We start from the raw sequence: 22,945 nt of genomic DNA on the forward strand, positions 1-22,945 counted from the left end.
GGTGCCGGCGCTCAGTCACCGGCGGGCAGGGTGGCGAGCCAGTTGCGCAGCAACGCGGCACCGGTGTCGGCGGACTTCTCCGGGTGGAACTGCGCCGCCGACAGCGGCCCACGCTCCACCGCGGCCACGAAGTCGGTGTCGTGGTGGGCCGTGGTCACCACGGCCCCCGCGGCCGCCAACGCCGCCGGGTCACCCATCGCGTACGAGTGCACGAAGTAGAACCGGCTCTGCGTCGGCAACCCGGCGAACAGCACCGACCCGCGGGGCGCGCGGACCGTGTTCCAGCCCATGTGCGGCAGGCGGTGCGCGGCCAACCGGGTCACCCCGCCGGGCAGCAGCCCGAGGCCCTTCGTCACCACCCCGTGCTCCTCGCCGTGCTCGAAGAGCACCTGCATGCCCACGCAGATGCCGAGCACCGGGCGGCCCGCGGCCACCCGCTCCGCGATCACCGGCCCGGCGCCGAGCGCCTCGATACCCGCCATGCACGCCGCGTAGGCGCCCACACCCGGCACCACCAGACCGTCCGCGGCGGCCGCCGCGGCGAGGTCGTCGGTCACCCGGACGGACGCGCCCGCCGCGGCCAGCGCCCGCTCCGCCGAGCGCAGGTTGCCCGAGCCGTAGTCGAGCACCACCACGTCGGCGGTCACGACCCCGACTCCGGGATCAGTCGGAGCACCCCGGCGGCCGTGGCGAGCAGCGCGAGCAGCGCGGTGATCACCACGGCGCCCCTCGGCGCGCCCTGCCGGTGCAGCGACCACGCGCCGCCCACCAGCACCCCGGCCAGGATCAGCAGCAACGTCGGCAACGCGGCCCCCATTAGAGCGCCCCCTTCGTGCTCGGGATCGCGCCCGCCGCCCGCGGGTCGATCGCGGTGGCCTCGCGCAGCGCCCGGGAGACCGCCTTGAACTGGGCCTCCACCACGTGGTGCGCGTCCGGGTGCCCACCCGGACGGGCTGCCCGCAGCACGTCGACGTGCAGGGTGATCCGGGCCGCCTGGCCGAACGACTCCCAGATGTGCCGGGTCATGCTGGTCGGATACACCGGCCCGATGTACGGGGCCAGCACCGGCTCGTCGTGCACCACGTACGGCCGGCCGGACAGGTCCACCGCGGCCCGGACCAGCACCTCGTCCATCGGGACGGTCGCCGAGCCGTACCGCCGGATGCCGGCCTTGTCGCCCAGCGCCTGGTCGAACGCGGCGCCCAGCGCGAGCGCGGTGTCCTCCATCGTGTGGTGGGCGTCGATCTCCAGGTCGCCCACGGTGCGCACGGTCAGGTCGTAGCCGCCGTGGCGGGCGATCTGGTTCAGCATGTGGTCGTAGAAGCCCACGCCGGTGCTGATCTCGGCGGCGCCGGTGCCGTCGAGGTCGATCTCGACGAGGACCTTGGTCTCCTTGGTGATCCGCTCCACCCGGGCGGTCCGGCTCATTGCATACCTTTCGGTCGCGACTGCGGGGCTCGCAAGCTCACTCCTCGCGCTCCCATCGCACAGTCTCCATTGCAGCTAGGAAGGCGTCGGTCTCGGCGGGGGTGCCGGCGGTCACCCGCAGCCAGCCGGGCAGGCCGACGTCGCGGACCAGCACACCCTGCGCCAGCAGGGCCTGCCAGGCGGCGGCCTGGTCGCCGCCGGACTCGAACAGCACGAAGTTGGCGTCGCTGTCGGCCACCCGCAGGCCGCGTTCGCGCAGCGTCGCGACGATCCGGTCCCGCTGGACCATGATCGCGCTCACCGTACCCAGCAGGGCGTCGCGGTGGGCAAGCGCCGCGCGGGCGGCGGCCTGGGTCAGCGCGGACAGGTGGTACGGCAGACGGACCAGCTGCACCGCCCGCACCACCGCCGGGTCGGCGGCCAGGTAGCCCAGCCGGCCACCGGCGAAGCCGAACGCCTTGCTCATCGTGCGGGTGACCACGAGCCGCGGGTGCCCGGGCAGCACCGCGAGGGCGCTGACCGTGCCCGGCCGGGCGAACTCGGCGTACGCCTCGTCGACGACCACCATGCCGGGCGCGACGTCGAGCACCGCGGCGACCACCGCCGGGTCCAGCGCGGTGCCGGTGGGGTTGTTCGGCGAGCAGAGGAAGACCACGTCGGGCCGGTGCTCGCGGACCTGGGCCACCGCCTCGTCGGCCGTCAGCCCGAAGTCGACGCCGCGCTCGGCGGGCACCCACCGGGTGCCGGTGCCGAGGGCCAGCAGCGGGTGCATCGAGTACGCCGGCACGAAACCCATCGCGGTGCGCCCCGGCCCACCGAACGCCTGCAACAACTGCTGCTGGATCTCGTTCGAGCCGTTGGCCGCCCAGACGTGCTCGACGGTCAGGCCGTGCCCGAGATATTCGGCCAGGTCGGCGCGCAGCGCCACCGCGTCCCGGTCCGGATAGCGGTTCAGGTCGCGCAACTCGGCCGCGAGCGCCTTGCCGATCGCGTCGACGACCGGCTCCGGCACCGGGTAGGAGTTCTCGTTGGTGTTGAGCCGCACCGCCACGTCGAGCTGCGGCGCCCCGTACGGCGACAGCCCGCGCAGGTCGTCGCGGATCGGCAGATCATCGAGCGAGGTCACGCCACCCCTCCCGGGAAGCGGGCCTGCACGGCCTGGCCGTGCGCCGGCAGGTCCTCCACGTTGGCCAGGGTGACCACGTGTGGGGCCACCTCGCGCAGCGCGGCCTCGGTGTACTCGATCAGGTGCACGCCGCGCAGGAACGACTGCACCGACAGCCCGGACGAGTGCCGGGCGCAGCCGCCGGTGGGCAGCACGTGGTTGGAGCCGGCGCAGTAGTCGCCGAGCGACACCGGCGACCAGGCGCCCACGAAGATCGCTCCGGCGTTGCGCACCCGCAGCGCCCACTCCCGGGCGTCGACCGTCTGGATCTCCAGGTGCTCGGCCGCGTACGCGTCGACCACCCGCAGCCCCGCCTCAAGGTCGTCGACCAGGACCACGCCGCTCTGCTCGCCGGTCAGCGCCGTGGTCACCCGCTCGGCGTGCTTGGTGGCGGGCACCTGCCGGGCCAGCTCCCGCTCGACCGCCTCGACGAGCGCCACCGACGGGGTGACCAGCACGCTCGCCGCGAGCGGGTCGTGCTCGGCCTGACTGATCAGGTCGGCGGCGACGTGCGCCGGGTCGGCGCTGTCGTCGGCCAGGATCGCGATCTCGGTCGGGCCGGCCTCGGCGTCGATGCCGACGACACCCCGCAGCAGCCGCTTGGCGGCGGTCACCCAGATGTTGCCCGGGCCGGTGACCAGGTCGACCGGCTCGCACCGCAGCGCGCCCGCCGGGTCGACGGCGGACCCGTACGCCAGCATCGCCACCGCCTGGGCGCCGCCCACGGCGTAGACCTCGTCGACGCCGAGCAGCGCGCACGCGGCAAGCACCCGGGGGTCGGGCAGGCCGCCGTTGTCCTTCTGCGGCGGGCTGACCACCACCAGGGAGCGCACTCCGGCCGCCTGGGCCGGCACCACGTTCATCACCACTGTCGACGGGTACATCGCCAGGCCGCCGGGGACGTAGAGGCCCACCCGGTCGACGGGCAGCCACCGCTCGGTGACCGTGCCGCCGGAAACCACCCGGGTCGTGTGGTCGGTGCGCCGCTGGTCGTCGTGCACCCTGCGGGCCCGGGCGATCGACTCCAGCAGCGCGGCACGCACGGCCGGGTCGAGCACACCCTCGGCCTCGGCGATCGCCTCCACCGGCACCCGCAGCACCTCCGGTGAGATGCCGTCGAACCGCTCACTGGCCTCGCGGATCGCCGGGTACCCATGCTCCCGGACCGCCTCGACGAGCGGCTTGATCCGCTCGACGGCCACCGACACGTCGAGCTGGGCACGGGGCAGCAGGCGGCGCGGGTCCACGAGACCGTCGCGCAGGTCGATCCGATTCAGCACCCTTGCGAGTCTAGGCGGCCCGCCCGGAGCTCACCCCAGTCGCCCGCTCGGCGGGACGGTGAGCCGGGCCACGCCGCCGCGGACGCGATTGGTTAGGCTCGACCACGTGACCGCACGGCTGCCGGTGTTCCCGCTCGCAACGGTGCTCTTTCCCGGGTTGGTGCTGCCGCTGCACATCTTCGAGGAGCGCTACCGGGCCCTGGTCCGGCACCTTGTCGACCTGCCCGAGGGCGCGTCCCGCGAGTTCGGGGTGGTGGCCATCCAGGCCGGCTGGGAGGTCGCGCCCGCCGGGCCCGGCACCCGCGCGAGCACCGGTGTCGGCGACGTCACCCTGCACGAGGTGGGCTGTACCGCCGAGCTGCGCCAGGTCACCGAGCTGGCCGACGGCGGCTTCGACATCGTCACGGTCGGCCGCCGTCGCTTCCGGATCGCCGACGTCGACGACACGTCCGCGCCCTACCTGACGGCTGCCGTGGAATGGCTGCCCGAGGCCACCGGGCCGGACGAGGTGGCCGACCTGCTGGCCGCCCGGGTGATCGCCGTGTTCCGGCAGTACCTGGGGCTGATCCGCCCCGACCCGGAGGAGATCTCCGAGCAGCTGCCGGAGGATCCGACGGTGCTCTCCCACCTGGTGGCGGCCACCGCCGCGCTGACCGTCGACGACCGGCAACGGCTGCTCGCGATCGACGACACCGCCGCCCGGCTCCGCGCCGAGCTGCGACTGCTCAACCGCGAGGCGGCTCTGCTGCGCCAGGTGCGGGCGGTTCCGGTGCCGCTGTCGGAGCTGGCGTCCCCGCCGACACCCAACTGAGGGCCGTCGGGTCCGGCTCCGGCCGCAGGCCCGGCCAGCGCGACCAACCGGCCAGCAGGGTGTACGTGACGGCGGCGCCGAACGCGGGCAGCAGCAAATTGCCGTGCGGCACCGGCAACACGCCGAAGAGCCAGTCGATTCCGCCGGCGCGCAGGTCGGCGGGTTTGGTGAACGCCTGCCCGGCCGGGGCGGTGTCCAGCAGCCGGTCGAAGGTCGCCAGCCCGACCCGACGCCCCACCTGCCAGGCCACCGGGGCGGCGGCCAGCGTGCCCAGCACCACGCCGAGCAGCCCGACCGGGCCGCGCTGCCGGCGCAGCAGGAACCACAGGGCCAGCGCCGCGAGCACCCCGAAGGCCAGCCCGAGCAGGCTGAACCAGCCGTCCGCGGCGATCGGCTGCTCCGGCTGGGGCTCGGCGTAGATCGCGCCCTCGGCGGTCTTGAGCACCGGGGTGTCCGGCGCGAGCACGGCCCAGAGCAGCCCGAGCCCCCCGCCCAGCACGGCCAGGGCGAGCACGACGCCGAGCACCGTCGCCACCGTCCGCAGCGGCCGGCGCGGCTCGTCGAGGGTCAGCTCCAGCTCGCTCCGGTACGCCGTCGAGGCGGGACCCTCACCGGGGCCGAACCCGGGCGGCGGCACGGCTGGTGGCGGCACGGCCGACTCGCTTCCCGTGGGCGCCGCACCCGACGGTGGGGGTGCGGCGGGCCGGTCGGCGTCGTCGACGTGCCGCTCAGGGTCGGGGTTGTCCGGGCTCACCCGATGATCCTCTCAGGCCCCGAGACGGGCCGGGGCGCCGGTGGCGGCGAACCCGCTCACCGGGCGAACGGCTCCGCCATGGCCGCGGCGGCGCGCAGCCACGCCTGCCGGGTCTCCGGCTGGAGCTGGTGGTACTCGATCGACGAGCCGGTCTCCAACGCCGGGTCGTACGGCACGACGGCCACCGCGCGGGTACGCGTGGCGAAGTGCCGCTCCAGGTCGTCCTGCAGGGGCGAGCGGCCAGGGGTGGGGCAGGAGATGAGGGTGACCGCGTTGTCGGCCAGCTCGCCCATGCCCTCCTCGTGCAGCAGGTCGAGCATCCAGTCGGCGCTGAACGCCGCGTCCTCACGGGGCACGGTGGTCACCACCAGTTGGTCGGCGGCCTGCATCACGGTGCGCCAGTTGGCGCTCTCCACGTTGTTGCCGGTGTCCACGCAGACCACGTCATGCGTACGCCGCAGCAGCTCGAGCACCCGCTTGACGGTGAACTGGTCGAGCCGCTGGGCGAAGCGCGGGCTCTCCTCGCCGGCCAGCACGTCGTACGAGCCGTCGGAGGCGTGCCGCAGGTAGTCGTCCAGCCGCTCCAGCAGGGTCGCGCCCTCCAGGATCTCGATCTGGGCCAGGTCACCGATCAGGTGCCGGATGGTGCGCGCGTGGCGGGCGCTGCCGGCGCGTAGCCCCAGGGTGCCGCGCAGCTCGTTGTCGTCCCAGGCCAGCACGCCCCGCCCCCGGACGCTGCCGATGGTGGCGGCGGCGAGCACCGTTGCGGTGGTCTTGTGCACCCCGCCCTTGGGGTTGGCGAACGCGAACACGCGGGGTGTGCCCAGATCGCGGCGGAGCACGCCGGTGGCGCGTTCCAGCTCCTGGTCGACGCCCTGCGGCCGCCACTCGATTCGGGCGGGGTAGCCGCGCTCGGCGATGGCCGAGCCCGGCGGCGGGGTGACCGGCGCGGCGGGCGGCGGAGTGACCGGCGGCGCGACCGGTGGGGCGGGCGGCGGCGCGACCGGTGGTGGCGCGACCGCCGGGACCGGCGGGGTCACCGGCGGCGCGGCGCTCGGATAGCCGGTCTCCGGCTGGTAACCGGTTTCCAGCAGCGCGTAGCGGGACTCCCCCGCCGGGTTGCCCGGCCGGTAGCCGTTGTCCAGGAGGGCGTAGCGCGACTCGGGCTCGGCCCGGCGCGGCGGCGGCTCGGGCTCGGCCTGGTAGCCCGGGTCGGCGCGGTACGTCGGCTCGGCCCGGTAGCCCGGGTCGGCACGGTACGTCGGCTCGGCCCGGTAACCGGGGTCAGCCCGGTACGTCGGCTCGGCGCGGTAGTCCGGCTCGGCCCGGTACGCGGGCTCCGCCCGATAGTCCGGCTCCGCCCGGTACGCAGGCTCGGCACGGTAGTCCGGCTCGGCCCGGTACGCGGGCTCCGCCCGATAGTCCGGCTCGGCCCGGTACGCGGGCTCCGCCCGATAGTCCGGCTCGGCCCGGTACGCGGGCTCCGCCCGATAGTCCGGCTCGGCCCGGTACCCCGGCTCGGCCCGGTAGGCGGGATCGACCCGGTAGGTCGCCTCGGCCCGGTAACCGGGCTCCTGGCCGTACGACAGATCGGCCGGATGCCCGATGGCCGATGCCCGCCCCGCGTAGCCGTTGGGGGCCGCGCGCCGCGGCAGTGGGTCCGGCGGCGCCTCGTCGGCCCGGCGCTCGGGCTCGGGCTGCTCAGCGGCCCGACCGCCCAGCCGGGCGCGGTCCAGCAATGCCCGCCACCTCGGCGCTGGTTCGGCCGGCCGGCCCCAGCCGGTCTCACTGCCCTCCACGGCCCGCCCTCCCAGCACCATCGATCTCTGTCTGACAGGCTACGAACCAAACCCTATTCGGACCACACCTGAGCACGCACACCACCCGGCGCAGATCACGACGGGGAGGGCGTCAGCAGCCCCTCGTCGATCGCGTCCGGGGAGGTGGCGACACCCGGCGGGGCCGCCTCGGTGGGTTCGGCCGAGGGCGACGCGGGTGACGGAATCGTTACGAGCGGTGCGGGTTCCGACGATTCGCCCATCGGCACCGGCGGTCTCGGCGTGCTCGACGTCGGCCCGCCACTCGCCAGCGGCGTCGGCTCCGGGCTCGGCCCGGTGTCGGCCGGCGGGCGGACCACGTCGCGCTGCTCGGGCAGCGGCGGCGTGAAGACCGTACGGTCGAGGCGGTACACCTCGGGCGCCGGATCGACGGCCCGCACGTCCGGGCGGGCGGCCACGCCCCGCAGCACCTCCGGCGCCGCGCGCACCACCGCGGCGTAGACGCAGGCGCAGCCGGTGCGGTACGCCGCCGCCTCGGCGCTCGCCACGTCTGCCCCGGTGACGTACCGCTGGCGCAGCTCGCGCTCGGCGGCGCCGTCGCCACGCACCCCGGCGGCCCTGGCCCGGTAGTCGGCGGCCTCGCCGTCCTTGCGGGCGGCCACCTGCGCCATCTGAGCGACCACGTCGTCCGGCACCCGCGACGCGGGGATCCGGACGATCTCGGTCTGCCGGCCGGGCAGCGGCACCCGGCCGAAGACCGTCGACACCGACACGTCACCGAGCACCGCGGCCAGCCGCTGCGGCGGCAGGTACGCGTCGAGCATCACCAGGGCGTACGTCCCGTCCCCGGTGGCCGGGGCCGTCGGGCTCAGCGCGGCCAGATCGGCTGCGGCCGAACGCAGGTAGCCGGGGACCCAGTCGCCGTCGGCCACCCCGACGCGGGTCACCTCGCCAACCGTCCGGTCGCCCACCGGAGCATCGTCGGCGGCCCACACGGCGGTGCCCAGCACCGCCGCCGCGGAGAGCACGGCGGCCCAGGTGAGCACCCCGGACCGCCCCGACCGGTCACCGAGACGGGCCACCGCCCGGGTCAGCGGCGGCAGCAGCCGTTGGTCCAGCTGCCGCAGCAGGTCGCCGGCGCGCACAGGCGGGATCCCCTCGTCGGATCGATGTCGGGTGGTCGCCGCTCAGTCACGCAGGATCTCAAGCGCACGTTCCAGGTCGTCAGGGTAGTCGCTGACGAACCGGACCTCGTCCCCCGAACGGGGGTGCAAAAAGCTCAGTTCGCGGGCGTGCAGCCACTGTCGGGCCAGGCCGAGACGGGCCGAGAGGGTGGGATCGGCGCCGTAGGTGAGATCACCGACACAGGGGTGCCGCAGCGTGGAGAAGTGCACCCGGATCTGGTGCGTCCGGCCGGTCTCCAATCGCACATCGACCAGGCTGGCCGCCGGGAACGCCTCAAGGGTGTCGTAGTGGGTGATGCTGGGCTTGCCGCCGGACACCACCGCCCAGCGGTAGTCGTGGGTGGGGTGCCGGTCGATCGGCGCGTCCACGGTGCCCCGCAGCGGGTCCAGGTGCCCCTGCACCACCGCGTGGTAGCCCTTGTCCACCTCGCGGTACTTGAAGGCCCGCTTCAACGCCGTGTACGCCTGCTCGCTCTTGGCCACCACCATGATCCCCGTGGTGCCCACGTCGAGACGGTGCACCACGCCCTGCCGCTCGGCGGCGCCGCTGGTGGAGATGCGGTGCCCGATCGCGGCGAGGGCACCGATCACCGTCGGGCCGGTCCACCCCGGGCTGGGATGCGCGGCCACCCCCACCGGCTTGTCCACCACCACGATGTCGTCGTCGGCGTACACGACGCGCAGGCCGGGCACCGCCTGCGGCACCACGGTCGGTGGGGCGACCGGGGCGGGCAGCGTGACCTCCAGCCAGGAGCCGGCCTTGACCTTGTGGGAGTTGGGCCGGGCAGCGCCGTCGACGAGGGCGTCGCCCGCGTCGACCAGGGCGGCGGCTGCGGTACGGGAGAGGCCGAACAGCCGGGACACCGCCTGGTCCAGGCGCATGCCGTCGAGGCCGTCGGGCACGGGCAGCGAACGGTGGTCGCCACCGGCGGCGAACGCGGAGGTCATGCCCGCTCCCTCTGCTCGGCGTCGGCGGTGGCGTCCGCGTCGGCGGGGGCGCCGTCACGGCCGGCCCGCCGCCCGTCACGCTGGCGACCGGTCAGCTCCAGCAGCACGGCCAGCAGCACACCGCAGACCAGCGAGCTGTCGGCCAGGTTGAACACCGGGAAATATTCGCCGTACGGCCCGAAGACGCTGATCATGTCGACCACGTGACCGTGGAACGGAGCGGGCGCCCGGAAGATCCGGTCCATGAGGTTGCCCAGCGCGCCACCGAGCACCAGGCCGAGGGAGATCGCCCACGGCAGGGAACGCAGCCGCAGCGCCATCCAGACGATCCAGCCGACCACGCCGATGGTGATCAGCGGGAACACCCAGGTGTAGTTCGCACCGATGCTCCACGCGGCGCCGCTGTTACGGGTCAGGCTCAGGTAGACCAGCCCACCCAGCACCCGGACCGGCTCCCGGTCGCTCAGCGCGGCCAGCGCGAGGTGCTTGGTCAGCAGGTCGGCCACCAGGGCCACCAGGGCCACCCCGGCGAGGATCGCGACGGCCCGGGGCCGGGGCTTGCCGCCGCCCGGGTCGGTACGGCCGGGTTCGGCGGGCGGTGCTGCGGTCATGCGCTCCCCATCGAGGTGTCTCGGCGGTGATCGCTCACCGTCTCATCGCAGACGGGGACCGGGCGTCAGCGCCGCTCCTCCAACTGCTTGCACGTCACACACAGGGTGGCCGACGGGAAGGCGGCGAGGCGCTCGACCGGGATCGGGTTGCCGCACCGCTCGCACCAGCCGTAACCACCCTCGTCGAGGCGCTCCAGGGCGCGCTCGACCTGCGTGATCCGTTCCAGAATGCTGTTGGCGAGGGAGATCTCCTGCTCCCGCTCGAACGTCTTGGTGCCGGTGTCGGCCTGGTCGTCCCCGGCCGAGTCCGTCAACCGATCGCGCTGCAGCTCGGTGATCTCGCTCAGCGTCTGATCGTACTCGGCGCGCAGCTCGTCCCGCCGCGCCGCCAGCGCCGCCCGGATCTTCTCGGTCTCCGCCGCGCTGCGGGTGGCCTTGGCCACCGGCTTGCGGCCGGCGGTCCTGGTGTCGGCTGGCTTCGCCATGGGTCGCTCCTCGGCCGCGGAGCCGCTCGGTCGCGGCACCTGGTCAGGGGCGCCGACGAAGGCGTCCCCCAAGTACGAAAAGGGGCGCACGGCGACGATGGCCGCGCACTCCGGAGGTTGGCAAGAATACGGAACGTACAGGCGTCCGACAACGTGGCGCACCGTCGCACCGCTCAACAGCCCCGAGCCCTGCCTAACCGGGGCAAAGGGAACGCTAGCAGATCAACCGACCGCGTCATCCCCGTACTCGCCAAACCATCGGGCCAGCCGACCGCGTCGGCTGACCGCCCGCAGCCGCCGTTCGGCGGCGTCGCGCACCCCACCGGTGGCGACGATCAGCAGGCTGTCGCCGGTTTTCAGCCGGGTGTCCGGGCCGGGCACGAAGCCCACCCCGTCGCGCAGCACGAGGGTCACCGAGGCGCCCAGCGGCAGCCGCAACTCGTCGACGTGCACGCCGGCCAGCCGCGAGCCCGGAGGCACCTCAAGTTGGAGCAGATCGGCCCGCATCCGCTCCAGTGGCGCGGTCTCCACGTGGATCTCGGTGGCCTCGGCCGGCGCGGTGGTCCCCAGCCAGCGGGCGAACGGACCGAGCGTGCTGGTCTGCACCAGCGTGAAGATCACCACCAGCACGAAGACCGCGTCGAAGAGGCGCTCCGCGCCCGGCACCCGCTCCGAGAGCGGAATGGTGGCCAGCACGATCGGCACCGCCCCGCGCAGCCCGGCCCAGGACAGGAACGCCTGCTCCCGCAGGCCAAGCCGGAACGGCAACGCCGAGACGGCCACCGACAGCGGCCGGGCCAGCAGCACCAGCGCCAGACCGGCGACCACCGCCGGCAGCACCGCCGCGTCCAACCGGCCCGGCGAGACCAGCAACCCGAGCAGCACGAACAGCCCGATCTGGGCGACCCACGCCAGCCCGTCGGCGAAGCCGAGGATCGCCTGCCGGTGCGACAGCCGGGCGTTGCCCAGCAGCACCCCGGCCACGTAGACGGCGAGGAAGCCCGAGGCGTGCAGCACGGCGCCGGCGGCGTACGCCAGGACGGTGATCCCCACCGCCGCGATCGGGTACAGCCCGGCGGACGGCAGCGCCGCCCGGCGCAGCGCCCACGTACCGGCGAGGCCCGCGCCCACGCCCACCGCCGCGCCGACGCCCAGCTCGTAGCAGACCAGGCCGACCTCGTACCACCACGGATGCGACCAGCCCGCGTGCGACAGCAGCACCACCAGCAGCACCACCGGGGCGTCGTTCATGCCCGACTCGGCCTCCAGTGTGGCCACCAGCCGCGGTGGCAACCGCAGCCGTCGCAGGGTGGCGAACACGGCCGCCGCGTCGGTGGAGGAGAGCACCGCGCCGTAGAGCAACGCCAGCCGCCAGTCCAGACCCAACAACAGGTGTACGGCGATGCCGACCACCACGATGCTGACGATCACGCCGACCGTGGAGAGCGCGGAGGCCAACCCGAGGACCGGGCGCAGCGCGCTCCACCGGGCGGTCAGGCCACCCTCGGCGATGATCACGATGAGCGCGCAGAAGCCGAGGGTCCGGGTCAACTCGACGTCGTCGAAGCGGATACCCAGCCCGGCCTCGCCGATGGCCACGCCGAGCGCCAGGTAGAACAGCAGGCTGGGCACCCCGAGGCGACTGGAGAGCCGGACGGCGCCGACCGCCACCAGCAGCACGGCCGCGCCGAGCAGCAGCGCGATGTCCAGCCCGGGCGTCACGGTTGCCGAGCCCGGGCGGTCCTCACCCTGCGGATCCGTCGCGCAGTCGGTGCAGCACGTCGGTCAGCTCGGGGCCGGGCCGGTCGACGACGAACAGCTTGTCCCGGCTGGTCGCGCCGGTGCGCAGCGACACCGTGGCCGCCCGGACCCCCAACGCGTCGGCGAGGGCGCGGCGGGCCGCCTCGGTCGCCCGGCCGTCCACAGCCGGAGCGTGGACCGCGATCACCAGGGCGGGCCCGTACGTGCCGTCGAAGCGGCCGCCGACGGTGTTCCGGGAGGCGCCAGGCTTCACCCGTACCGCGACGGTGAGCGCGTCCTGCGGGGGCACCGACACGGCTCTCAGATCGGCCGGGCGTCGGTGAGCAGGGCGGTGGCCGGCGCACACGTCGCACACGGCGTGAATCCCAGCTCGACGGCCTCGGCGACCGGAAGAGTCTCGGGCACCCGGCCGGCCAGGCGTCGGCACCCGGCCAGGTGGTAGCGGGGCCGCCCGTCGACCACCACGACGGGGTCGGGCAGCCGGGAGACCCGGGCCGCCTCGGCCGGGGTGATCGGCTGCTCGGCCGGCTCGTCGGCCAGCGCGTCGACCGACATCGTGTTGGCGGGGTACGCCTCGTCGCCCCGGGCCACGAAGGGCGATGCCGGGCTGACGGGCGAGGAGCGTGACCCGTCGGCCGGGGTCACGAGCGGCGCCTCGGGCTCGAACGGCGGGGCCGCGTCAAAGGACGGGGCCGCGTCAAAGGGCGGGGCCGCGTCGGGGTCGGACGGCGGCTCGGGTGGTTGCCGCCACCCGGTGCCGCCGTTGCCGACCGTCGATGGTACGTGCTGGACCGGCACATCCGGCTCGGCCAGCGGTGGACCGTACGCGAAACCCGGCTGGGCCTGGCTGGCCCTGCGGAATGTCGCGCGGTCCCGCGGACCGGCCCGACCGGGATCCGCCGTCGCGCGGTTGGCGGCTGCCTGGCGGGCGCCCACCACCAACGCGACGGCGGCCAGCAGACTGGCCGCGATGGAAATGGTCAACAGAATGCTGGAGCCACCGGCCAGACCGAACACCAGCAGCACCACAGCGACGAGGATGAGCAGAAGACTCGCGACTATCACGGCTCACCCCCGCCGCGTCGTACCGTCCAGGCAGGGCCGGCGACCGTCACCATCTGCGGACAGCGATCGCCGGCCGGTGCTCAGCGTCCGGCTTCGAGGGCGCCGGAGCGCCCGCCGCCGTACGAACCGGCGAGACCTGCCGCCGCCAGCCCGTTGCCGCCGGCGACCCGGCCTGCCTCGGAGCGGGTCATCTCGGCTTCGAGGCCCTGGCCGCGACCGTCGAGGTCCCGCAGCTGGCTCTCCAGGTACGCCTTGAGCCGGGTGCGGTACTCGCGCTCGAACTGCTTGAGCTCCTCGATGTGCTTCTGCAGGGCCGTGCGCTTGGCGTCCAGGCCGCCCATGGCCTCCTGGTGCCGCTGGCGGGCGTCCCGCTCCAGGGCGTCGGCCTTCGCGCGCGCCTCGCGGGTCACCTCCTCGGCCTTGCTGCGGGCCTCGGACAGCAGCTGGTCGGCCTCGCGGCGCGCGTCGGACACGTGGTCGTCGGCGGTGCGCTGGGCCATCATCAGCACGCGGAGGGCCTGCTGCTCACCGTCACCGGTGACGCCGCCGGCCGGGCCGCCGGTCGCGCGGACCTGCTCCAGCTCGGCCTGCATGGCGCGGGCGGCCTGCTCGGCAGCGGACTTGTCGCGCTGCACCCGGTCCAGTTGGGCCTTGACGTCGTTGAGCTCCGCCGCCAGTCGGGCGTCGCCGCCGGGGCCGGCGGGGGCACCGCCACGGCCGCCGCGCTCCACCTGGGCGCGCAGCTCGTTGTTCTCCTCGATGAGACGGGCGAGCTCGCGCTCCACCTCGTCCAGGAAAGCGTCGACCTCCTCCTCGTCATACCCCCGCTTGCCGATCGGCGGCTTTTTGAAGGCGACGTTGTGGACGTCGGCCGGGGTCAGCGGCATCGAAACTCCTCGGGTCAGTTGCGGCCGCGAAAGCGCGTCGGTCATCAGGCAGATGCCCTGATCGACGGCCCTAACACGAACTCCATCAGCACGAACAGGATAACCAGGAGCACAAGGGAGGCCAGGTCGATGCTCACGGTACCAATTCGCAGCGGAGGGATCACACGCCTCAACGCGTTGAGAGGGGGATCAGTGACGCTCCACACGGATTCCAGTCCTGCCGATGCGCCGCGTCCCGGCTGCCACCGCCGGCCGTACTGCAGAACGGCGCTCAACACGAACCGGGACAGAAGAAGAAGCAGGAAGACATAAAGGACCAGGTACAGCACTTGCAGTAAGATCGACAACACGGTCAGCGACGTCCCTCGGGTCGGGCGGGGTCAACTCAGGCTGAAAAAACCGCCCTCAGCGATCTTGGCCTTGTCCTCCGCGGTGACCTGGACATTGGCCGGTGAGAGCAGGAACACCCGATTGGTCACGCGCTCGATCGTACCGCGCAGCCCGAACGCCAGACCGGCCGCGAAGTCAACCAGACGGCGGGCGTCGGCCTCGTCCATCTCGGTGAGGTTGATGATCACTGGTACGCCGTCGCGGAAATGCTCACCGATGGTGCGCGCCTCGCGGTAGGTGGTCGGGTGCAGCGTGGTGATCTGGTACCGCTGCTCCTCCTCGGGCACGGCCACGCGCTCCCGCGTCGCGGCCTGCGGCGCGAGGGCCAGATTGTCGCGCGTGTGGTACGTCAGCGCGCCCGACGTGTCGCCGGCCGAGGACCGCGTGATCGACCGTACGCTGGACCGCTCGGCCCGCTCCGGACGCTCACCGTCACCGCGGTCGGACTCGCCGCCACGCCCGGTGGACCGCTCGGAGAGCCGGCCCCGCTCGCTGGAGCGCGGCCGGGGAGCCGGTGGCTCCTCGGTGTCGTCGTCGTCCTCGTCGGCGAACTCCTCGGCGTACCGGCTCTGCCGGTACCGCGAGTCGCGGTAGCCACCCTTGTCGTAGCCACCGTCGTCGTAGGCCCGCTCGTCGTCTTCCTCGACGAGACCGAGCCAGACCCCCGCCTTGCGCAGTGCACCCATCCCGCGCCCTTCCGTCCGCCGTGCGGCACTCGCCCCCGTGCCATGTCGCCCGTCGCGAGTGGACAACCATGCCCATCGGACCGGAACGGCAATCCCCCTGGCGCGCGATTCGCGTCGCGCGTCACGACCCCCACAAGGATCCGCCGCCCTGAAACAACACTGATGTAATTTGCCTGTCTCGCGGTCAGGCTACCGCAGCGTGGGACGCATTCCGAGCAACGCGCTACCGACGCGGACATGTGTCGCGCCGTATCGGATCGCGATTTCCAGGTCGCCGCTCATTCCCGCCGACAACGCTGTCGCTCCCGGATGGAGCGTCCGAAACGCCTCGGCCACCTCGGCCAGTCGGGCGAAGGCCCGCTCCGGCGACCACCCCAGCGGCGCCACCGCCATCAGACCGGCCAACCGCAGCGCGGGCGCGTCGGCCACCGCAGCGGCGACCGCCTCCAGCCCCGCGCCCTCATCGGCCGAGTCGGGCAACGCGCCGCCGCGCGCCGGGTCGCCGTCGATGCTCACCTGCACCAGGGCCTCCAGCGGCCGTTCCCGCTCCGCCGCCGCGTTACCCAGCGCGCGGGCCAGCCGCACGCTGTCCACCGAGTGCACGACGTCGGCGTAGCGGACGACCGAGCGGGCCTTGTTGCGCTGCAACTGCCCGATGAAGTGCCAGCGGGGGCGTACGCCGGCCGCAGCCACCTCGGCGGCCTTGCCGGCCGCCTCCTGGTCGCGGTTCTCCCCCATGTCGGTCACCCCGAGCCCGGCCAACGCCAGCACGTCCCCGGCCGGGTACGTCTTGGTCACGGCGATCATCGTGACGTCGGCGTGGTCCCGGCCCGCGTCCGCGCAGGCGTCGGCGATCCGGGCTCGCACCTGGGCCAGGCCGGCCGCGAGTTCGGCGCGGCGGTCCGGTCGTACCGTGGCTGAACTGTCGGTCATCGGCGGCGCTCAGGAACCGTTCTTGAGAAAGTCGGGCACGTCCACGTCGTCGAAGAGCACCCGGCGCGGCGACTGGGCCGGAGCCGGCAGGGTGGCCGGCGGCGGCACCGGGGTGCTCTGCGGCGCCGGCTGGTTGGTGTTGGTCTTGCGGGTCGGCTCGGCCGCCTTGTACGCCGGCGTGCCACCGTCGAAGCCCGCCGCGATGACAGTCACCCGCACCTCGTCGCCGAGCGCGTCGTCGATCACCGCGCCGAAGATGATGTTGGCGTCCGGGTGGGCCGCGTCGGTGACCAGCTGGGCCGCGTCGTTGATCTCGAACAGGCCCAGGTCGGAGCCGCCGGCGATGGAGAGCAGCACGCCGCGCGCGCCGTCCATGCTCTGCTCCAGCAGCGGGCTGGAGATGGCCGCCTCGGCCGCCTCGACCGCGCGGTTCTCCCCGCGGGCGCTGCCGATGCCCATCAACGCGCTGCCGGCGCCGCTCATCACGCTCTTGACGTCGGCGAAGTCCAGGTTGATCAGACCCGGGGTGGTGATCAGGTCCGTGATGCCCTGCACACCGGAGAGCAGCACCTGGTCGGCCGTGCGGAAGGCGTCCATCATGCTGATGTTGCGGTCACCGAGCGCCAGCAGCCGGTCGTTCGGGATGACGATGAGCGTGTCGCACTGGTTGCGGAGTTCGTCTATCCCCGTCTCGGCCTGCACCTGGCGGCGCTTGCCCTCGAAGGAGAACGGGCGGGTCACCACGCCGATGGTCAGCGCGCCGAGCTTGCGGGCGATGTTGGCCACCACGGGCGCGCCGCCGGTGCCGGTGCCGCCACCCTCGCCGCAGGTCACGAAGACCATGTCGGCGCCCTTGAGCACCTCTTCGATCTCGTCGCGGTGGTCCTCCGCGGCGTTCTTGCCGACGTCCGGGTTGGCCCCGGCCCCCAGGCCACGGGTCAGCTCCCGGCCGACGTCGAGCTTGACGTCGGCGTCACTCATCAGCAGCGCCTGGGCATCGGTGTTGATCGCGATGAACTCGACGCCCTTGAGCCCAACCTCGATCATCCGGTTGACGGCGTTGACGCCGCCGCCCCCGATGCCGACGACCTTGATGACCGCCAGGTAGTTGTGCGGAGGTGTCATCTCCGGTCCTTTCCTTCGAGATTGGCTTCGGCCGACCGGGTACGGCGTGGCCAGACCAGCGGCCGACGACAGCTGTCACCAGCGAGAGTCAGGGGTGAACCCTCACCCTCTACTAGAGGCTTACAGTTATGTCAACCACTGAACCTCTTCGGGGCAACGTAAGCGCCACCACGCGATGAGCCAAGGACCTGACCGGCGTGTCGCCGCCGGAGCGCGACTCGTCACGTCCGGAGCACGCTCGCCGGTCAGCGGAAGGTCACCACGTCCGGCGCGCTCACGTCGATGCGCTTGCTGTCCTCGTCGAGCAACGCGGTGGCCACCCGGGCCTTGTCCGTACCCCGCGTGGCGTCGCCCCAGACCACCGCGCGGTCTCCGCGCAGCCGCAGGCTGATCCGGGCCAGCCCCTCCACCCTCAGCTCCACCAGCTCGGCCCGCAGTTGCGGGGTCAGCGCCCCGAGCACCTCCAGCGCGGCCCGGGTGTCCGGGTCGTCGGCGGCGGGCCGGGCCACCTGCACCAGCGGCAGCCCGGCGGGGCGGCGGGCCACCGTCTGGAACGCCACGCCGCTGCGGTCGACAAGCGCGAACGTGTCCGCCTGCGGCACCACCGCCACCGCCGTCCGCTCGGTCACCCGGACCACAAGCGTGCCCGGCCAGTCCCGCGACACCGTGGCCCGCTCCACCGGCGCCAACGCGCCGACCCGACGCGCGGCGGCCGCCAGATCCACCCGGGCCAGGGGCACCCCGTCGGCCACCCCCACCGCGTCGCGCACCTGCACGTCCGTGACCAGCCTGGCGCCCTCGACCGTCACCGTGCGGACCCCGAGCAGCCCGGTACCGAGGACCGTCCAGGCGACCATCCCGAGCAGGGCCAGCACCCCGGCGGCCACCGCCCACGGCAACGCCGCCCGCATCCGGCGCTGCCGGGCCCGGGCCATGAAGCGGCGGGTCGACGCCGGCACCGCGTCGCTGCCGGCCCGGACCAACTGCCAACGCCGGACCGGACCGCGTCGTGGGGCGCCGCCGTCGGCGCCGCTGGTCCGCCCTCGGGCGGGGCCGGGGCTCATCCGGCCGTGGGGGCCGCGCCGTCCGGTGCGGCGGCGCCCCCGAGCGCCGCCCCGTCGCCACCGGCCGTGGACCCGCCGGGCACCGGCTGGCCGATCGCCGGGGTCGTGGCCACCGGGTCGACCGTCGCCCCCGGCGCGGACTCGGCGGTACGCGCGCCCAGGGCGGCCAGCAGCTCGTCACCCATCAGCGAGATCGGCGGAGCGCCCATGGTCACCACCACGTCCCCCGGGCGGGCCCGGCGGACCACCTCGACCGGCGCGGCATCCCAGGAGTCGACGAACACCTTCCGCTCGGCCGGCAGCGCCACCGCCTCGATCAGCGCCGCCGAGCCCTCACCGGGCTGGCGCAGCTCGCCCGGCCCGAAGACCTCCAGCAGCACCACCTCGTCGGCGATGGCCAGCGCCTCGGCGATCTCCGCCTGGTTGTCGCGGGTGCGGTACAGCCGGTACGGCTGGAAGACGACGATCAACCGTCCGTCGCCGGCCACCTCGCGCAGCGTCTGCATCGCCAGCGTCATCGACGTGGGGTGGTAGGCGTACTCGTCGTAGACCAGCACGCCGTCCGCGACGCCCTTGCGCTCGAAGCGCCGTCGCACGCCGGGGAAGACCGCCAGCGCCGCCTCCGCCGCCTCCAGCGGCAGCTTGAGCAGGTACGCGGTCAGCACCGCCGAGGCGCTGTTGAGCCCCATGTGCCGCCCCGGCACCGGCAGCCGGAACTCGCCCAGCGACCGGCCGTCGATCGCGGCCAGGTAGCGCACCCCCCGCGCGGAGGAGACGATCTCGGTCAGCCGCAGGTCGGCGTCCTCGGCCGCGCCGTAGGTGAACACCCGCCGCCCCTCGGCGCGCAGGGTCGCCGCCAGCCGCCGACCGCCCGGGTCGTCGGCGCAGGTGATGATGAACCCGTTCGGGTCGGTGAGCCGGGCGAACTCGACGAACGCCGCCTCCAGCGTCTCGTAGTCGCCGTAGGTGTTCAGGTGGTCCGGCTCGACGTTCGTGATGATCGAGACGTACGGGCGGTAGATGAGGAACGAGCGGTCGCTCTCGTCGGCCTCCACCACGAAGTACTCGCCGGTGCCGTGGTGCGCGCCCGAGCCGACCTCGGAGATCTCCCCGCCGATCACGAAGGACGGGTCGACCCCGGCCTGCTGGAGCACCATGGTCACCATCGAGGTGGTGGTGGTCTTGCCGTGGGTGCCGGCGACCGCCACCGCCCGGCGGCCGGTCATCGCCGCGGCCAGGGCCTCCGAGCGGTGCAGCACCCGCAGGCCGCGGCGACGCGCCTCGACCAGTTCCAGGTGGTCATTCGGGATGGCCGAGGAGTAGACGACGGTGTCCACCCCGTCGAGGTTGGTCGCCTCGTGGCTGAGGTAGATGGTGCCGCCGAGCGCCCGCAGACCCGCCAGCGAGGGCCACTCGCGCAGGTCGCTGCCGGAGACCCGGATGCCCCGGGTGAGCAGCAGTCGGGCCACGCCGAGCATGCCCACCCCGCCCACGCCGATCAGGTGGACGGCGCCCAGGTCCTCGGCGGTCAGCGTGCCCGCCGGGGTGAACTGCGCGGTCACCGCGCCACCGCCTCGAGGACGAACGAGCGCAGCGCCTCGTCACCGTCGCGCCGCCCGTACGCCGACGCCGCGGCGCCCATCGCGTAGAGCCGTTGCGGATCGCGGATCAGCGGGATCACCGCGCGCTCCAGCCAGTCCGGGGTCAGCTCCCCGTCGTCGACGAGCAGCCCGCCGCCAGCCTCCACCACGGGCAGCGCGTTGCGCTTCTGCTCCTGGTTGCTGTGCGGGTACGGCACGAAGATCGTCGGCAGGCCGATCGCGGCCACCTCGGCGACGGTCATCGCACCGCCCCGGGCCAGCATGAGGTCGGCCGCCGCGTAGCCCAGCTCCATCTCGGACAGGTACGGCAGCGTCACGTACGGCACCGGCAGGTCGGTGGGGATCGGCACCGGCTCGTTGCGGGCCCCCATCACGTGCAGCACCTGCACACCGTTGCGGGCCAGCTCCTTGGCCGCGCCGGAGACCGCCAGGTTGATCGAGCGGGCGCCCGACGAGCCGCCCGCGACGAAGAGCACCGGCAGGTCGGGGCGGAGCCCGAAGTGGGCGCGGGCGGCGTTGCGCAGCGCGTACCGATCCAGCGAGGCGATGCTGCGGCGCAGCGGCACCCCCACCACCGTCGCGTCGCGCAGCGACTCGGCCTGGCTCGGCTGGTGCGGGAAGCCGACCGCGATGTTCTTGGTGAACTTCATGCCCAGCCGGTTGGCCACGCCCGGCGGCACGTTCACCTCATGGATCACCATGGGCAGCTCGCGGCGCCACGCGGCCAGGTAGGCCGGCACCGAGACGTACCCGCCGAAGCCGACGACCGCGTCGGCGCGTACCTCGTCGATCACCTTGCCCGCGGCGCGGGCCGCGGTCCACATCCGGCCCGGCGTACGCACCAGGTTCATGTTCACCGACCGGGGCAGCTGGTACGCCGGGATCTGCCGCAGGTCGTAACCCTGCGGCGGGATCAGCTCGTTCTCCATGCCCTTGGGTGTGCCGAGGCAGGTGATCCGGACGCCCGGGTCGTGTCGGCGCAGGCAGTCGGCGAAGGCGAGCAGCGGGTAGATATGCCCCCCGGTGCCACCTCCCGCGAGCACCACCGAACGCAGCGGACCCATCAGCGTCTCCTCTCGCTCGCCGTACCCTGGCGGCTCCGGCCCTGCCGGGCGCCGCGCGGTGCGGCCTGGTCGTCCTGGCGCCGCTCGCGGGACCGGGGCACGGACCCTCGGCCGGCCGGCGGCGGCGCCGGTCGGCGACGCCGGCCGGGAAGCGGCGGCAACGGGGCCCAGAGTAGTCGGACCCACCGGGCCGGCGGACGGGCATGCAGCGCTCTGGCCGCATCGGGTTCGGCGCGGGCGAAGGACGCCAGCATGCCGATGCCGGCCAACGTCACGACCAGGGCGCTTCCGCCGTCGGAGATGAACGGCAGCGGCAGGCCGGTGATCGGCAGCAGCCCGACCACCCCACCGATGTTGATCACCGCCTGGCTCACCAGCCAGGTGGTCACCGCGGCGGCCGCGAGCCGCCGGAACGGGTCGTCGACCCGTCGGGCGATGCGCAGACCGGTGTACGCGAGCACCGCGAACAGGCTCAGCACCACCGCGCAGCCGATCACGCCCAACTCCTCGGCGATGATCGCGAAGATGAAGTCGTTGTGCGCCTCGGGCAGCCAGTCCCACTTCAGGCTGCCCTTGCCCAGCCCGACACCGAACCAGCCACCGTGCTCGATGGCCAGCCGCCCCTGGTAGAACTGGAGGCAGTCGTTGAGTTTGCAGGTCTCCGGGTCCGGTGGATTGAAGAACATGTCCAGTCGGGCGAGCCGGTAGTTGTCCGCGCCGCGCTCTCCGGAGCCGGCGCCCAGCGAGGCCACCGCGACGAGCAGACCGACGCCGAGCAGGCCGATCGCGGTCAGCGCGCCGAAGACGCGCGCCCGCACCCCGGCGGCCCAGAGCAGGCCGACCACAAGCGCCAGCAGGCAGAGCATGGTGCCCGTGTCGTTGTAGCCGACCAGGACGAACAGCAGACCCATCACCGGAAAGAGCGGGGTGGCCAGCTCCCGCCACCAGCCCAGCGCGGCCCCCTTGCGGGCGATGACATGCGCGCCCCACAGCACCAGTGCGAACTTGGCCAACTCGGACGGCTGCACCTGGATCCCGCCGACGAAAAGCCAGTTCAGCGTCGCCTCGACCGGCCCGAACACGACCGACTTCTGTTTGGTGAGCCGGCCGTAGGCCACCAGCAGGTTGAGCACCAGCAGCAGCGCCACCGACGTGAACAACAGCGGACGGCCCAGTGAGCGGTAGGTGCTGGCGGGCAGGCGCTGACACGCCCAGAACGCCCCGATGCCGATCACCGCGAAGATGGCCTGCTTGGTCACCGAGGCGGACGCGTTGCCGTCCTCGGCGTAGTCCTTCACGCTTGTCGCCGAGAAGACCATGGTCAGCCCGATGAGCAACAGCAGGCCGGCGCTGGACAGCAGCAGGTAGTACGACGCCAGCGGCCGGTCCAGCAGGCCGCGCAGCGCGGCCAGTCCGCCGGCCGCGTCGAATCCGCGCAGCGGGACGGCAGCGCCGCCCTCCGGCTCACGCCCCGTCGATCCCGCCGCACGTCCCGGGGCGCCCGGCTCACGCGCTGCGCCTTCCGCCGGACGCGCTGCGCCTTCCGCCGGACGCGCCGGGCCGTCCGCCTGGCGGGCCGCGCGGTCGGGCTCGCGGGCCGCGCGGCCGGCCTCCGCCGCACGCGCCGTGCCCGATGACCGTCGCGGTCGACCGGTTGTCCTGTCCTCGGTGCCTGGTTCCTCCCCCACCCGGACATCATCACCGTTCGGCACGCCCGACAGGCCCACAACGATGCACCGGGCGTGTCGGGCTTCGCCCCCAGGGAAGGCGCCTCACCCCTTTGCTCTGCTTCACCCCACGCAACACTTCTGCCGCGCGAGTGTTGCGTCCGTTGAAGCAGAGCAAAGGAGAGTTCGACTACCCTGCCACCCGACCGGCTACGCGCACACCGCACCGCCCGCCCGGCCGGCCGGGCAGGCAGGCGG

The 22,945-nt window shown here is 73.6% G+C and carries 24 protein-coding genes; 1 reads left to right on the forward strand and 23 read right to left on the reverse strand.

The window, feature by feature from the left end; all coding sequences use genetic code 11:
* Positions 1-11 precede the first annotated feature (11 nt).
* From hisH to hisD, 5 genes are read right to left on the reverse strand one after another with little or no spacing between them, the layout of a single operon-like run.
* Positions 12-647, reverse strand: coding sequence for an imidazole glycerol phosphate synthase subunit HisH (hisH, locus tag ABZT87_RS09880; RefSeq protein ID WP_354856151.1), 636 nt, complete (start codon positions 645-647; stop codon positions 12-14).
* Positions 644-817: a hypothetical protein gene (locus ABZT87_RS09885; protein ID WP_354856150.1), complete on the reverse strand. Its 174-nt coding sequence runs from the start codon at positions 815-817 to the stop codon at positions 644-646. Before ABZT87_RS09885 ends, hisH begins: the two co-directional genes overlap by 4 nt.
* Positions 817-1,428, reverse strand: coding sequence for an imidazoleglycerol-phosphate dehydratase HisB (hisB, locus tag ABZT87_RS09890; RefSeq protein ID WP_203175963.1), 612 nt, complete (start codon positions 1,426-1,428; stop codon positions 817-819). Before hisB ends, ABZT87_RS09885 begins: the two co-directional genes overlap by 1 nt.
* 37 nt (positions 1,429-1,465) lie before the next feature.
* On the reverse strand, positions 1,466-2,554 hold the full coding sequence (locus ABZT87_RS09895) for a histidinol-phosphate transaminase (protein WP_355134857.1): 1,089 nt from the start codon (positions 2,552-2,554) through the stop codon (positions 1,466-1,468).
* Positions 2,551-3,873, reverse strand: coding sequence for a histidinol dehydrogenase (gene hisD / locus ABZT87_RS09900; RefSeq protein ID WP_355134859.1), 1,323 nt, complete (start codon positions 3,871-3,873; stop codon positions 2,551-2,553). The genes ABZT87_RS09895 and hisD overlap by 4 nt, the downstream gene beginning before the upstream one ends.
* 106 nt (positions 3,874-3,979) lie before the next feature.
* Between hisD and ABZT87_RS09905 the strand changes: the two genes are divergently transcribed.
* Positions 3,980-4,684, forward strand: a complete 705-nt coding sequence (locus tag ABZT87_RS09905) for an LON peptidase substrate-binding domain-containing protein (protein WP_354856147.1) — start codon at positions 3,980-3,982, stop codon at positions 4,682-4,684.
* Here the strand turns inward: ABZT87_RS09905 and ABZT87_RS09910 are convergent.
* The 18 genes from ABZT87_RS09910 to ABZT87_RS09995 all read right to left on the reverse strand — a co-directional run bounded on the left by ABZT87_RS09910 (position 4,599) and on the right by ABZT87_RS09995 (position 22,432).
* Positions 4,599-5,438 (reverse strand): DUF2567 domain-containing protein, encoded by an 840-nt coding sequence (locus ABZT87_RS09910; RefSeq protein ID WP_355134861.1) that lies wholly within the window; start codon positions 5,436-5,438, stop codon positions 4,599-4,601. The two genes, ABZT87_RS09905 and ABZT87_RS09910, sit on opposite strands and share 86 nt — an antisense overlap.
* A 56-nt stretch (positions 5,439-5,494) precedes the next feature.
* Positions 5,495-7,237, reverse strand: a complete 1,743-nt coding sequence (locus ABZT87_RS09915; RefSeq protein ID WP_355134863.1) for an AAA family ATPase — start codon at positions 7,235-7,237, stop codon at positions 5,495-5,497.
* A gap of 95 nt (positions 7,238-7,332) precedes the next feature.
* Positions 7,333-8,361, reverse strand: coding sequence for a hypothetical protein (locus ABZT87_RS09920; RefSeq protein WP_355134865.1), 1,029 nt, complete (start codon positions 8,359-8,361; stop codon positions 7,333-7,335).
* A gap of 42 nt (positions 8,362-8,403) precedes the next feature.
* Positions 8,404-9,348: an RluA family pseudouridine synthase gene (locus ABZT87_RS09925; protein ID WP_354856143.1), complete on the reverse strand. Its 945-nt coding sequence runs from the start codon at positions 9,346-9,348 to the stop codon at positions 8,404-8,406.
* A complete protein-coding gene (gene lspA, locus ABZT87_RS09930; RefSeq protein ID WP_355134867.1) occupies positions 9,345-9,959 on the reverse strand; it encodes a signal peptidase II in 615 nt (204 codons plus the stop codon). Before lspA ends, ABZT87_RS09925 begins: the two co-directional genes overlap by 4 nt.
* Positions 9,960-10,024: 65 nt before the next feature.
* Positions 10,025-10,444 carry a TraR/DksA C4-type zinc finger protein gene (locus ABZT87_RS09935; protein ID WP_007463005.1) on the reverse strand — a complete coding sequence of 140 codons (420 nt, stop codon included), beginning with the start codon at positions 10,442-10,444 and terminating at the stop codon, positions 10,025-10,027.
* A 222-nt stretch (positions 10,445-10,666) separates the two neighbouring features.
* Positions 10,667-12,166 carry a potassium/proton antiporter gene (locus ABZT87_RS09940; RefSeq protein WP_355134869.1) on the reverse strand — a complete coding sequence of 500 codons (1,500 nt, stop codon included), beginning with the start codon at positions 12,164-12,166 and terminating at the stop codon, positions 10,667-10,669.
* A 22-nt stretch (positions 12,167-12,188) separates the two neighbouring features.
* Entirely contained in the window at positions 12,189-12,500 is a 312-nt protein-coding gene (locus ABZT87_RS09945; protein ID WP_355067223.1) for a DUF167 domain-containing protein, read from the reverse strand.
* A 5-nt stretch (positions 12,501-12,505) separates the two neighbouring features.
* Positions 12,506-13,270, reverse strand: coding sequence for a hypothetical protein (locus ABZT87_RS09950; protein ID WP_355134871.1), 765 nt, complete (start codon positions 13,268-13,270; stop codon positions 12,506-12,508).
* Between the two features lie 80 nt (positions 13,271-13,350).
* Positions 13,351-14,157 carry a DivIVA domain-containing protein gene (locus ABZT87_RS09955; protein WP_007463015.1) on the reverse strand — a complete coding sequence of 269 codons (807 nt, stop codon included), beginning with the start codon at positions 14,155-14,157 and terminating at the stop codon, positions 13,351-13,353.
* Between the two features lie 44 nt (positions 14,158-14,201).
* Entirely contained in the window at positions 14,202-14,507 is a 306-nt protein-coding gene (locus tag ABZT87_RS09960) for a YggT family protein (protein WP_088949372.1), read from the reverse strand.
* A 30-nt stretch (positions 14,508-14,537) separates the two neighbouring features.
* On the reverse strand, positions 14,538-15,233 hold the full coding sequence (gene sepF, locus ABZT87_RS09965) for a cell division protein SepF (RefSeq protein ID WP_354856138.1): 696 nt from the start codon (positions 15,231-15,233) through the stop codon (positions 14,538-14,540).
* 189 nt (positions 15,234-15,422) lie between these two features.
* The gene (locus tag ABZT87_RS09970) at positions 15,423-16,166 is read right to left on the reverse strand and encodes a YggS family pyridoxal phosphate-dependent enzyme (protein WP_355134873.1); all 744 of its coding nucleotides are present in this window, start codon (positions 16,164-16,166) and stop codon (positions 15,423-15,425) included.
* A gap of 9 nt (positions 16,167-16,175) precedes the next feature.
* Complete coding sequence (gene ftsZ, locus ABZT87_RS09975; RefSeq protein ID WP_234588050.1) at positions 16,176-17,291, reverse strand: cell division protein FtsZ; 1,116 nt, start codon at positions 17,289-17,291, stop codon at positions 16,176-16,178.
* Positions 17,292-17,536: 245 nt separating this feature from the next.
* Positions 17,537-18,355: an FtsQ-type POTRA domain-containing protein gene (locus ABZT87_RS09980; protein WP_355134875.1), complete on the reverse strand. Its 819-nt coding sequence runs from the start codon at positions 18,353-18,355 to the stop codon at positions 17,537-17,539.
* Positions 18,352-19,917, reverse strand: coding sequence for a UDP-N-acetylmuramate--L-alanine ligase (murC, locus tag ABZT87_RS09985; protein ID WP_355134877.1), 1,566 nt, complete (start codon positions 19,915-19,917; stop codon positions 18,352-18,354). The genes ABZT87_RS09980 and murC overlap by 4 nt, the downstream gene beginning before the upstream one ends.
* On the reverse strand, positions 19,914-21,020 hold the full coding sequence (gene murG, locus ABZT87_RS09990) for an undecaprenyldiphospho-muramoylpentapeptide beta-N-acetylglucosaminyltransferase (protein ID WP_354856134.1): 1,107 nt from the start codon (positions 21,018-21,020) through the stop codon (positions 19,914-19,916). The genes murC and murG overlap by 4 nt, the downstream gene beginning before the upstream one ends.
* Entirely contained in the window at positions 21,020-22,432 is a 1,413-nt protein-coding gene (locus tag ABZT87_RS09995) for a putative peptidoglycan glycosyltransferase FtsW (protein WP_355135388.1), read from the reverse strand. The genes murG and ABZT87_RS09995 overlap by 1 nt, the downstream gene beginning before the upstream one ends.
* Positions 22,433-22,945: the final 513 nt, after the last annotated feature.

This window comes from Micromonospora sp. NPDC005237 (assembly GCF_040607775.1).
In the GTDB taxonomy this organism is placed as follows: Bacteria; Actinomycetota; Actinomycetes; order Mycobacteriales; family Micromonosporaceae; genus Micromonospora.

Bases quoted from the DNA above. Each gene is read 5' to 3' on its own strand.
- ABZT87_RS09885 (WP_354856150.1), bottom strand. From the start codon at position 817: ATGGGGGCCGCGTTGCCGACGTTGCTGCTGATCCTGGCCGGGGTGCTG.
- hisB (WP_203175963.1), bottom strand. From the start codon at position 1,428: ATGAGCCGGACCGCCCGGGTGGAGCGGATCACCAAGGAGACCAAGGTC.
- ABZT87_RS09925 (WP_354856143.1), bottom strand. From the start codon at position 9,348: ATGACCTCCGCGTTCGCCGCCGGTGGCGACCACCGTTCGCTGCCCGTG.
- lspA (WP_355134867.1), bottom strand. From the start codon at position 9,959: ATGACCGCAGCACCGCCCGCCGAACCCGGCCGTACCGACCCGGGCGGC.
- ABZT87_RS09935 (WP_007463005.1), bottom strand. From the start codon at position 10,444: ATGGCGAAGCCAGCCGACACCAGGACCGCCGGCCGCAAGCCGGTGGCC.
- ABZT87_RS09955 (WP_007463015.1), bottom strand. From the start codon at position 14,157: ATGCCGCTGACCCCGGCCGACGTCCACAACGTCGCCTTCAAAAAGCCG.
- sepF (WP_354856138.1), bottom strand. From the start codon at position 15,233: ATGGGTGCACTGCGCAAGGCGGGGGTCTGGCTCGGTCTCGTCGAGGAA.
- ABZT87_RS09970 (WP_355134873.1), bottom strand. From the start codon at position 16,166: ATGACCGACAGTTCAGCCACGGTACGACCGGACCGCCGCGCCGAACTC.
- ftsZ (WP_234588050.1), bottom strand. From the start codon at position 17,291: ATGACACCTCCGCACAACTACCTGGCGGTCATCAAGGTCGTCGGCATC.
- ABZT87_RS09980 (WP_355134875.1), bottom strand. From the start codon at position 18,355: ATGAGCCCCGGCCCCGCCCGAGGGCGGACCAGCGGCGCCGACGGCGGC.
- murG (WP_354856134.1), bottom strand. From the start codon at position 21,020: ATGGGTCCGCTGCGTTCGGTGGTGCTCGCGGGAGGTGGCACCGGGGGG.